Origin of the sequence: Paenibacillus donghaensis (assembly GCF_002192415.1) — a bacterium.
GTDB lineage: Bacteria > Bacillota > Bacilli > Paenibacillales > Paenibacillaceae > Paenibacillus_AQ > Paenibacillus_AQ donghaensis.
This window is the reverse complement of record NZ_CP021780.1, coordinates 2974196-2984041: the sequence shown is the minus strand read 5'-3', so window position 1 is coordinate 2984041 and position 9846 is coordinate 2974196. Positions and strand designations below refer to the sequence as shown.

The 9846-nt window shown below is 49.3% G+C and carries 4 protein-coding genes; all 4 read right to left on the bottom strand.

Features of this window, described 5'->3' with window-relative positions:
- Genes B9T62_RS12925 through B9T62_RS12910 form a run of 4 tightly spaced genes read right to left on the bottom strand, consistent with a single transcriptional unit; the run spans window position 1 to window position 9448 of the window.
- A complete protein-coding gene (locus B9T62_RS12925; RefSeq protein ID WP_087915622.1) occupies window positions 1–708 on the bottom strand; it encodes a thioesterase II family protein in 708 nt (235 codons plus the stop codon).
- The gene (locus tag B9T62_RS12920) at window positions 705–2270 is read right to left on the bottom strand and encodes a serine hydrolase domain-containing protein (protein ID WP_087915621.1); all 1566 of its coding nucleotides are present in this window, start codon (window positions 2268–2270) and stop codon (window positions 705–707) included. The genes B9T62_RS12925 and B9T62_RS12920 overlap by 4 nt, the downstream gene beginning before the upstream one ends.
- A gap of 13 nt (window positions 2271–2283) precedes the next feature.
- Entirely contained in the window at window positions 2284–6765 is a 4482-nt protein-coding gene (locus B9T62_RS12915; RefSeq protein ID WP_087915620.1) for a non-ribosomal peptide synthetase, read from the bottom strand.
- 1 nt (window position 6766) lies between these two features.
- Window positions 6767–9448 (bottom strand): type I polyketide synthase, encoded by a 2682-nt coding sequence (locus B9T62_RS12910; RefSeq protein ID WP_087915619.1) that lies wholly within the window; start codon window positions 9446–9448, stop codon window positions 6767–6769.
- Window positions 9449–9846: the final 398 nt, after the last annotated feature.

Here is a 9846-nt window from a genome sequence, read left to right as displayed (position 1 = left end):
TCACTTATGCACTACAAGCGTATCCTGAATAGTGGCGATCACATCCTCCTGCTGGTCATGAAGGAAAAAGTGCCCGCCGGGCAGCTTATGAATCTGCATGCTCCCGCTGATATGCCGCGCCCATTCTGGCCCGTTCTCTGCAGGCATTAATGGATCGTCTATGCCGAGCATAACCGTGCAGTCCACCGGCAGCTTCACACACTGGTCGTTGCCCGCATACAGTTCGTAAATTCGGTAATCCGATTTGATAATCGGGAGAAAAATTCTCATCAACTCCGCATTGTTAACCAGTTCCTGAGCGGTACCTCCCAGCTTGATGATTTCTTGAAGGAACTGGTCGTCTGGAAGTTTATGCAGCTGCTCCTCCCCGTAGCGCAGATGCGGAGGATTACAGCCGGAAAGGAAGAGATGCACGGGAAGCGCCTGTCCACTCTCCATCAGCCGTACACTCAGCTCATAAGCGGCCAGCCCTCCCAGGCTGTGACCGAACAGTGCATAAGGACTACCTTCGAGCTGGCTGCCAATGTGCAGAGCAAGATCGTCGATCAATTCCTTCATATTGTCACAAAGCTTGGACCCGAATCGTTTGCCCCTGCCTGGGAATTCAAGTGGGAGCACTTCAATATCTTTCGGCAGGAGAGTTCGCCATTTCAGATAGATAGCCGCTGAGCTGCCGGAATACGGAATTGTAAAAAGCTTGATGGTCATAATGAAACCTCCTCCTGAATCACACGTGGCTGCTTCTGTTGATCTGTCTGCCCCTCAAGACTCAGCGGATACCACAATTTCAACAGCCTTAGAGCGGGGAACAGCACTCCTGTGATTGCAATCAAAATCATGGCCGGGGCGATCGTAAACGGTGCCCAGACGGCAATAAATCTCCACGGATAACCCCAAAATAGCAGCTTGGGCAAATACCACGCCATGCCTGCGATTAATGCGGCAAGTATTATCAAACAGGCTGACTTGACATAGAGAGTCGAATAAGCTCTTCTGAGCATCCGAACGCGGTTACGGATCAAGCGCAGATCTTTGATCCATACGTAGATCATCCAGAGACACAGCACCGAACAAACGGCGAGAATGACCCGCCCCGTAAGATTCACCGTATCGATAGTATCCAGGGGTGCAGCCGTAGGCGTGAGACCCTGCTGTAAGGCATACAGTCCCTGACAGATAGCGTAAGTCGCCGTTGTATTCCGGTTTCCCAGCACAGCGACTCCGACTTGTTGTTCAGGATTAAACAAGACGTAAGAAGAGTAATTGGGATTGTTACCCCCATGTGAGAAGTGCTTATGATCGCCATTGGTGAAAATTAGCCATCCTCCCCCATACTGGAAAGGGACCGTGTAAGGTGGGCTCACGGTTGCCTTTACCGTTTCATCGGGAATCTGTGCAAGGGCAATGGCCGATCTAAGCTCTGGAGGTGCTGCTGACGGATTCATCTGAAGACTTAACCAGCGGGCCATGTCATTTGCGCTTGACAAAATATAACCTGCAGGTGTATTTCCGCGGTAGATAGGTGCGTTATAGTTACGGTTACCGATAAGTCCAGGCTTGTAGCCTTGAGAGATCGCTTTGCCCTCAGGCAAAGCCTTTCTCCCGGCGAAAGTCTGATTTAAACCTAAGGGCTGTAGAACTTCAGCGGACATAAAAGACTCATAAGACATTCCGCTAACGGTTTCGATAATTGCGCCTAACACATCATAATTCCCGGTGGAATAGAGAAATTGCGTTCCCGGTTGATACCAGAGCGGGTTCTCGCTTAGCCTATGAACGGTGTCTTGGAGTGCATTATCTCGGATCGACGGATTAATCAGCGTGACAGAATCACTGCCCAGTCCACTGGTCTGATGCAGGAAATGGCTGACCGTTGGTTCAGCAGTCCCTCCTTCCCATTGCAGTTCTAACCGGGGAAGGTATTGTTTAATTGGCGCTTCTAGGTCCACAAGCCCTCGTTCAACTAATAGCAGCAGACCGACGGCGGTGAATGCCTTGCTGTTAGAGCCAATTTCGAACAAGGTGTCCGGAGTTACGGGTATCTTCCGGCCAGTGTCCGCCTCTCCATATCCCTTAGTGTAAGTCTCGTCGCCCTTAAGCAGAACTATGGAGGCACCGGGTAGATCAACCGAATCCATCAGCTGAAGTACATATTTGTCCACGGCTTCTTTTGAAATTCCACTCCCAGCGGCATTAGCCGAATCTGACGGCAATATGGCCGTGCCAAGCAGCATGCAGATACAGAATATTTTGATCAGCAAGCGGTTCATTCCATCCCCCCTGTTACTTGAATAACGAATCCAGTTCAGCCTGGGTTATGTCCACAGCATCGAAATCGGCGGGTGTCCATACAGGCTCCTTCTGAATGAGCGGTTGACTCAGCAGATCCGTAAGGAGTTCTTTATACCGCTGTTTCCACTGCTCCATACTCCTGTCCGGCATACTGGAGGGATACCGCAAATTCAGGTACAACCGGCGTTTTAGAATATAAGCGTTGATCTCCAGTGCAAAGGGTGTTGTATTGTCTTCGGCTATATCGGGCCCTGTGGGTTCATTCAGAACATGCAGCAGCCCGTTCTCATAATTCTCCTGAAACTCCCCCATATAATTGAACAAAATCCGGGGGACTGCCGGTGTAATCAGTCTTAAGCCATAAGCCAGAATGCCATATCCCAGACCTTTTCGGGGCACAGCCCTAAACTGTTGTAGGATATGATCCCGCTTCTCGATAAGACTGGTTCCCGCATTTATCGAAATTCTGACGGGATAGAGACTGGTGAACCACCCAGTGGTGCGCGAAAGGTCGATATCCGGAAACAATGGCTCTCGTCCATGCCCTTCCAGCCACATGACCTGCGACTGCCAGCCCCAAGTATCATGAAGTGTCAACGCAAGCGCAGTCTGCAGTAGTTCATGAGGCTGCAGACCCTTGTTCTCCCTGCACTGTGCAAGAAGCAGCTCAGTGTCAGTTATTCCGAATGCTAGAGTATGAAAGGCTGTGTTCTTATGGCTACCCGGTTGCCATAATAACAGCTTCTCATCCCTGGGGAGATTGTAATTCTGGCTCCAATATTCCAGCTCTGGACGGATCAGCGGTTCAGTGCGTTCGCTTAGCGCCAGTGACCAGCGCATGAACGATGATGTCTTGGGCGGCAGTTGCTTATCTCCTCCAAGCAAGCGTCCCAAATCCTCCAGCAGAATCCGCCACGAGACAGCGTCGATGCAGATATGGTGAGCTGCCAGCAGCAGATAACAAGCCCTTCCCGGGTTCACAATTAGGGAAGCACGGAAGGGAAATTCATCCTTCGCAGTAAGACATATGCCTGCCTTAAATGCGGTGGTATATGACTGTAGTTCCTGTTCCCGCTGTTCAATGGCAAAGTCCGTCAAATCGAGTATATGCAGCTGGAATTCGTCTACAGAAAGAGTGTTGTTATACACCAGCTGCTGCCGGGTTGGATCAAAATACAAGCGCAGCGAGTCATGCTGCCGGAGTACTTCCCGCAAACAATTTGTAAGGGTTTGCATTGTTACATCTTCCCTGATCTCCAACAGCATCGATTGCAAGTAATGGTCTTGATTCTTAAGTTTCCGGGAGAAAAACCACGATAATATCGGTGTCAAAGGCACATTCCCCTCTGTGGGGCCTTGGGGCTCTGTACTTCTATCGTCCGTAACCAGCAGCAGCATCTCACTAATAAGGGGATGATCCAGAATATCTGCTGCACTGAGTTGAAGCCCTTGTTTTTTGAGCAGGCTTGAGATCTGAATCGCTTTAATGGAATCTCCGCCGAGATTAAAGAAGCGGTCCTCCCGGCTAATTTCACTACGCCCCAGAACAGTCCGGAATGCAGATAAAAGATGTTCAATATGGTTCCTATGGTTCACTGCTCCGTACTCCTGAACAACGGTTACAGCTTCATTAATATCTTGTTCAAGCTGCTTCCGATCAGTTTTCCCGTTGGCAGTGACCGGAATTTCATTCCTGAAGATGATGCGTTCAGGAACCATGTATGCAGGCAAGCGCTTAGCCAGACAGCTGCGGATTTCTATGGCCGTAAGGGATTCTCCGACAATGAAGGCAACCAGTTCCATACTGGAACCGTTACCCGTAGTCATGACAACTGTATTGTGAATCCCCTCCATCTCAAGCAGGCAATGTTCAATCTCCTCTGTTTCGATTCGGTAGCCTCTAATCTTGAGCTGGGTATCTATGCGGCCCATATATTCCATCACTCCGTCTTCACCCAGCCTAACAAGATCACCGGTGCGGTACATCCTGCTGCCCTTATTCAGCAGATCAGGCACAAATCGTTCCTCAGTGAGCCCGGGCTGATTGACGTAGCCAGCGGCCACACCGGGTCCGGAGATATAAAGTTCTCCCCTCGCTCCCGGAGGCAGCGGTCTCCATTGGCTGTCCAGAATGTAGAGCTTGGCATTTGCGGCAGGCACCCCGATCGGCACTGCAACTCCTTGGTCGGCAATAGGATCAAAGCGGTGTATCATGCAACCAACAGTTGCTTCGGTTGGCCCGTATTCATTATAAATAGCTAGCTTGGGCCCGTAAGTTCGCTGAATGGCGTTCGCAAGGCTCGTCTTTAGACTCTCTCCTCCAACAATCAGTGTCCGCAGGACACTGTCCGCCCTGCGTTCTTTATTCACAAGTGCAAGATGGGATGGAGTTAGCTTGATTATCGTTGCTCTGTTCTCGTTAAGAACCCGGTTTAAGGTATAGTCTTCGCTGCTGGAAGGGTATATTCTCAGTTCCGTTCCGCTGACCAGCGGTACGAACAAGGAGGTTAACGTCAGATCAAAGGCAATAGAGGAATAAAAGGCGAACACGTCCTCCTTCGAAGTCAAGTACGTTGCGGCTGCCCAACTGATATAGTTGGCCAGATTGGAATGGAGAACTTTCACCCCTTTTGGTGTTCCGGTTGAGCCTGAAGTATATAGGACATAAGCCAGGCTGTCCGGCCCCGGCTCCTGCTGATCGCCCGTGAAGCACAGCTCCTGCCGGATCAGTTCTTTAGGATTGTGCGAAGGAAGGTGCCAGCCGGAAGCCGGCTCCTCTTCCAGGTCGGTCAGCAGACAGACCGCCTCCGAGTCCCGAAGCATAAATTCCGCTCTGGCAGCTGGGATACTGGTATCCAGTGGGAGGAACGCTGCACCGGACTGCAGAATCGCAAGAATAGCGATGACCAGTTCGGGAGAATGATGCATCCGCACACCTATGACGCTGGATACTTGCGGGAATCCGGTGGACAGGGCTGCGGCAAGATTGTTGACCCGCTCTGCCAATTCCGCATAAGTCAGCTGTTCGTCTGCACAACTCAGGGCAATTCGCTCCGGATGAAGCCTAACTTGCTCCGCGTATAGACTCATGACTGTCTGTTCATAGGGATATTCATGTATGGAACGCCGGTTATAAGGCAGCATAACTACTTCCCACTGCTGCTTAGTAGATAGAGTTAGCTCCTTCAATGTTATGTCGGGAGTATCTACTATTTGGTTCAACACAGACAAGAAGCATTCCATCAGCGTCGCAGCTTCTTGTCTGCCAATCATCCCGGTCTGATAATCCAGAGTGAACAATAACGTTCCATCCTCGGACCAGTCTTTGATCATCAATTGCACCGGATAAGCCTGTTCACCGGAATAGAATTCCTCATTACTGATGGCCATACCGTCCAAGGTGGTCAGCAGATGGGTGTTATAGTAATTGACTGCGGCCTGGTATAAGCTGTCATAACCGTTCTTTCGCAGTTGAAGATGTTGGGCAAGCAGATCAAACGGATACTTGTGATTGGCGAGATTACGCGAATATTCGCGGCGTATACGCTGCAAGAATGCTCGAATGGACAAGTTCTCCTTAATGTGCAACGAGAGTGGGAGATTGCCTGTGAACATACCAACTGTTGTCTTGGTATTTGCATTACGGTTGGATACGGGTAAGGAGAGAATCAAATTATCACGCTGGTAATATCTGCTCAGCACCAAGCCGAATGCTGCAGCCAGAAATAACGGTAAGGACACATTAAGTTCCGGCAGAATACGTGTGATTCGCTCTGTAGCCTGCTTGTCCAGCAAGCGGGAATAGCGGCGGCCAGCCGGATTAGCAGCCGTCTTGTCAAACAGCGGCTCGGGTAGGACATCAAATTTGTTCTCCCAGAATTGTCTGTTGTTCTGACAACGCGGGGAATGCAGATATTGCGACTCAAGGTCAAGGTAAGCTAAATAGGAAGGTTCAGAGACAGTATGGGCAGAGAGTTCTCCTCTGCAGAGAGATGTATACGTCCAGAGAATTTGTCTGGTCAGCAGATCCATGGACCAGCCGTCGCAGATGATGTGGTGGGCTTTCAACAGGAAACCGTTATCCTGCTCCCCCACCTTGAAGATAGCGATGTGGTATAGAGGGGAATCGAAGAGAACAAATCGTTTGGCTGCCTCCGCCTCTACCCATCCCTCATAATCCGCCTGTGGATTGGAAGAAGTACTGAAGTCGAAACGGGGCAACGGTTTGAGCGGAGCATCGGCAACATATTGTTGCGGTTCGTCGTCTTGTTTCCGCAACTGCAGACGCAAGCCTTCATGAGCCTGAATCACCCTATGGATGGATGTTTCGAGGCGGTTGAAGTCAACCGTTCCGCGAATACGGACACAGCCGCCAATATGATGAACAGCTGTCTTGGGATGCAGGCATTCGGTATACCAAATTCGCTTTTGGGGATGACTTAAACGATGCAATGTCTTATTTACAACATCCATCTTAATGTCCGCCTTTCACAGGTGTGGAATCAAATCTCCAGGATTCAATGGATTCGGCTAATCGGGCTACGGTCTGCTGCTCCAAAAAAACTTCAAGTCCAAGAGTTACGCCAAACCGTTCACAGATATGTGCATTCAAGGAAGCTGCCAGCAGCGAGTTGCCACCCAGTTCGTAATAGTTGTCATCGATGCCGATGGGAGTAACTCCAAGATACAGCTCCCAAGCTGCAACCAGCTCCCGTTGAGTTTCTGTACGTGGTGCAATATACCCGATCAATTGCTCTGGACGTAAGTTGACGGATTCCGAGATGGGCAGAAACGGTAGGTCTGCCGCAATGTCAGAATCTTCACACTCCACCCAGCAACGCGTTTTATTGAATGGATACGCAGGTAGTGCAATGCGATGGCGCCGCTCCCCTTGGTAATAGGTCTTCCAATTCACAGGATAGCCGTCCATCCATACTTGGCCGAGAAGACGATATACATTCCTCCAGACTGTGGCTCCATCCCCTTCTACCAGTAGATCGGAGGATTCATGGAGATTCATTTCCAGCACGAGCTGATCTCTGAGGTTATTAACACTGCTTTGCAATGAAGCCTTGTCTTCCAGAGCATCATTCAGATACTTTATCCAAAAATCGCTGCTGCTCCAATCCTCATAGGACTGTGGTTGCCTTCCCTGCGGGACAGCAAGCGGAATCTTCATGGGTTCTGTTTTCATTCTGCATACCCGTTGTTGGTAGTTAAGAACCCATATACTTCGCTCCTGACCTGTAGTAGCGAGTGCGGCTGTGAAGCAGTTGCCGAGATACATGGCATCTGCCACTGTAAGCAGGCCGCAGGCAGAGGCGGCGGCAAATAGTCCGACGCCTGTACCTTGGCAGCCGGAAGGTTGAATTCCCCAGCTGTCCCAGAGTCCAAACAAGGAAACCTGTACAGCGATAGCGTAAGTAGCGCGATCCTGTAATGCTGAATCTCCTCTGCCTGACTTTTGCGGAGCGTGCTTCATACACTGTATGAAGCTTGTGTGAAAGGCCGGTTCCTCAGAGATCCAATCCCCCGGGTCAAGTGCGGTGAAACCGGATAAATCCGGGAAATGGAACAAGGGCTGCATAGCAAGATTAGAGTGAGCCTTCCTGCCCATCTCCCGATCCATCCATTCCGGTTCCATCCCACGCCTGTACAACCATACTGCCCGGTGCTCGAACAGCCTGCGTCCGGTTTGAAGTGTATAGGCAGCATCCGCGAGCTGTTCTCCGGAAGCAGATTTTAGAAACTGCTGTAAGGACTGCTTTTGCATGTAGAGTGACTCTGCACTTTTGGCTGAGAGGACAAACAATTTAATACGCTTGGAGGAAGGCGCTGGCGGCTGTACCGGTGCTTCTTGAAGGATGACATGGACATTTGTACCTCCCAGTCCAAAGGAGCTGACTCCTGCAAGCCTTCGCTGATTCGGGCTGCTCCAGTCTAGCTGTATCGGATTCAGATAAAATGGGCTGAGGCCTGTCATTAATCTGTCATGTGGTGTGTCTGTGTGAATAGAGGGGGGTAGCGTCTTCTCTCGCAAGGCTATAACGGTTTTGATCAACCCCACAATACCTGCGGCCGGCCCCGTATGGCCAACGTTTGATTTGACCGAACCTAAGGCGCAGAAGGCACTTTTTCCAGTATGTGGGGCAAATACCTCATGCAGTGCCTCTAACTCAATCGCATCACCAAGGGGAGTGCCGGTACCATGAGCTTCTATGTAACTAATGTCCTCAGCATTAACACCTGCGGCCATCTGTGCACGTTCAATTACTTGAATCTGTCCTTTGACTGCAGGCGCTGTATACCCTGCTCTCAAGGCTCCATCATTATTGAGCGCCGAACCTTTGATTACGGCATGAATGGTATCGCCATCCTTAAGGGCGTCGTTAAAGCGCTTCAGCACCACGCACCCGGCACCGTCACTGTACAGGGTTCCGGTGGCCTTAGCATCAAATGCCCTAAGATGCCCGTCAGTGGACAACAATCCATTATCTTGGTAGTAATATCCATGGGTTTGCGGAATCCCAAGTGTTGCTCCACCACATACCATCATGTCGCTGGAGTATGTGAGCAGACTCTCACAGGCCAGATGTACTGCGGCCAGCGAACTGGAGCAGGCGGATTGAACATTAAGCACAGGCCCGGTAAGACCTAACTTGTAGGCAGCCATCGTCGCTGCATGATCTTTCTCACTTGCAATCTGCATTTGGAGTTCGGAGGCTGCCCCATTGCCCTTTATACAGGGCAACAGGTTAAACATTTGATAATAATTTGCGTACACGCCTGCATACATGCCGATAAGACCGTCATAGCTCTCCGGATTATATCCTGCGGCCTCCAGTGCTTCCCAAGCCGTCTCCAGAAGCAGACGGTGTTGGGGATCCATCATGGATGCCTCTCTTGTACTGAAATTAAAAAAAGCGGCATCAAAATTCTCGATTTCCCCAATATTGTTGTTCGTTCGAATAAAGTCAGACCTTGCTTCCATCGCATTTTCCTTTACTTCTTGTGAGGATAGGTCGGCTACTACCTCTTCTCCATTCAAGATCGTTTCCCAGAACTTTGAAACCGTATCAATACCCGGTAGGCGGATTGAAAGGGCAATAATTGCAATATCCGCCTTATTATCTTCATATTCATTCTCGAATGACATAATATCACTCCTGATATATTGCTTTTATTCAATATATTTGTATTATCTATAGTTATTATGCGAGTATTTGTGACTCAACTATACTATGTGAATATCTAAAAAAATACCAATCATTAGGACTATATATCAATAAAAATAATAATTTAAAAATTAAGTTATTTATGAAAAAAATGTAGATAAACACGGCATCCGACATACTAATATGTCGTAATGTGACAGTGCGCAAACAATATGCAAATTCAATGATGAACTATTAGAACTATTTTCATATGAAGTGAGACTAAAATTATATGGGCAAAGCGTATAGGTATCCTATTCTAGATAACCATCTTAATATTTCATAACCTTCACAATGACGAAAGTGTAATAAGCCTGAAGGCGATGTTTATCACAGTAAT

Coding starts and splice junctions, on each gene's coding strand:
- B9T62_RS12925 (WP_087915622.1), bottom strand. CDS start 708: ATGACCATCAAGCTTTTTACAATTCCGTATTCCGGCAGCTCAGCGGCT.
- B9T62_RS12920 (WP_087915621.1), bottom strand. CDS start 2,270: ATGAACCGCTTGCTGATCAAAATATTCTGTATCTGCATGCTGCTTGGC.
- B9T62_RS12915 (WP_087915620.1), bottom strand. CDS start 6,765: ATGGATGTTGTAAATAAGACATTGCATCGTTTAAGTCATCCCCAAAAG.
- B9T62_RS12910 (WP_087915619.1), bottom strand. CDS start 9,448: ATGTCATTCGAGAATGAATATGAAGATAATAAGGCGGATATTGCAATT.